A 1,660-nucleotide genomic window follows, 5' to 3' on the forward strand; every position below is an offset into this window, starting at 1 on the left:
TGATATATTTGTTCGAGTTGTGCAACAAGCACACACGCTACAAGCAATTTGGGTATTAGGCTTGATTTGAAAATTGGTTTTGTATTTGGAAGATTTGGCAAATCCGAATAATGGGCTTAATTTAGTCCCAAACTGCTTGTAGCGCGGGGACGTTGGCAGTAATTTTACCGTAAAAAACAGAAATATGAAGTATATAATAGCATTAATATCAATCTTTACTTTTTTCAATTCATTTTCTCAAACTCAAGAACAGATTTATCAGTTTAAATATGAGATGTCAAAAGAATTTAAAAAACAACCTAATTATAAAATCATATATAAAAAATACAACCCCGATGACATTTATATTAACACAAAATCTGACAAAGAAATTTTACAAAATTCAGCTGATGCATTCGCTGAAAAGGCAACTATAACAATTGAGAAAAAAGACGATAATCAAGTTGACATAATCTTAAATTCTCAATTTCCTCCCTATTTTAAAGAAGAATTATTCGGTCTCGTAAAATTAAATAGCGTAAAAAGCAATTTATTCAATTCAAAAATGGATAAAGTTGAATTGTCAAAATCTTCTTCTAATAATTTCGGTGGTAAATTTAAAAATGATTCTAATACCGAACTTGAATATCAGACTATTCAAAATCAAACTATTACACGTAAAAACAAAGAAACAAATTTAAAAGGAAGTTTATTTTATGAAATATCCTTTTTGACAGATTACTCAATTTTGAAATTAGATAAAAGTAAAATTGGTTCAATAATTGAGTTAAATAATCTGAAATATGAACTTGTAGAAATTCGTATGAATAAAGTTGTATTAAAAAAACTTTATGATACAAATTATGAAAATAACATCAAGTTATTAATTTTCGATAAAAAAAATGAACTAATTGTATTTGATGAAAATTCAAAAAATTCATTAATTTCAACAGAGGAATGTGAAAAAAGTTATTTTGAATTTATATCACAAAATGAAAACTATACATTAGAAGAGTTCAAAAAACAAAATAAGTTTGAAAATGTTATTTCCGAAAAAGGTTTGTATTTAGTTTTAGCCGGTGTTTCTAACATTGAAAATGTTTTTATACTTTATGAACCAATTTATGGTGTTAAAAAAGAATTTGAAGTTAAAATGAAATAAAAAACTACTGCCAACACACGTAGCTGTTGCGCAACTCTCTAAAAAAAGTAAAATTTCAAGATAAGGATAAAAAACAACCTCGTTTAAGGATATTTAAGCGAGGTTTATTTTTAGTTTTAGGTTGTAGTTTGTAAACATAAAATGCCTTAAAAAGTCGGTTTTCAAGTCTATGAAAGCTGTTTTTAAAGAAGTTGATACTTTTGCTTGTATTTCACTTACAACTCCGGCTTTTGTTTTTGTTTTTTTGGTGATAAACTTCAAGTATTTCTTAAGATTATAGGTTAAAGCTGCCATTAAAACGTGTTTGTTGGCTTGCTTGATTCCTCTTGTGTTTACGCGCTTCATATTGGTAAAATTGACCAATGTTCCTATGACTGGTTCTACGGTTTTACTTCTCACACGCACCATTTGCTTGGCATAGCGTGCGTTTTGAGTCAGTTTTTGGTGCATTCGATCGTAGTGTTCTTTGTGGATGCTGTGATCTATCTTTTTATACTTAGTGCTTTTTCCGCAGCATTG

The 1,660-nt window shown here is 28.3% G+C and carries 2 protein-coding genes; one reads left to right on the forward strand and one right to left on the reverse strand.

Annotated features, from left to right (window positions below; genetic code table 11):
- Positions 1 to 184: 184 nt before the first annotated feature.
- On the forward strand, positions 185 to 1,141 hold the full coding sequence (locus IQ05_RS15250) for a hypothetical protein (RefSeq protein ID WP_144894323.1): 957 nt from the start codon (positions 185 to 187) through the stop codon (positions 1,139 to 1,141).
- A 93-nt stretch (positions 1,142 to 1,234) separates the two neighbouring features.
- Here IQ05_RS15250 and IQ05_RS15255 read toward each other — a convergent pair.
- The coding region (locus IQ05_RS15255; protein WP_208653380.1) for a transposase at positions 1,235 to 1,660 on the reverse strand (426 nt) is incomplete at its 5' end.

This window comes from Flavobacterium tiangeerense (genome assembly GCF_007830355.1).
In the GTDB taxonomy this organism is placed as follows: domain Bacteria; phylum Bacteroidota; class Bacteroidia; order Flavobacteriales; family Flavobacteriaceae; genus Flavobacterium; species Flavobacterium tiangeerense.

What these genes read in the sequence shown, in the direction of transcription:
- IQ05_RS15250 (WP_144894323.1), top strand. Translation starts at nt 185, where the DNA reads ATGAAGTATATAATAGCATTAATATCAATCTTTACTTTTTTCAATTCA.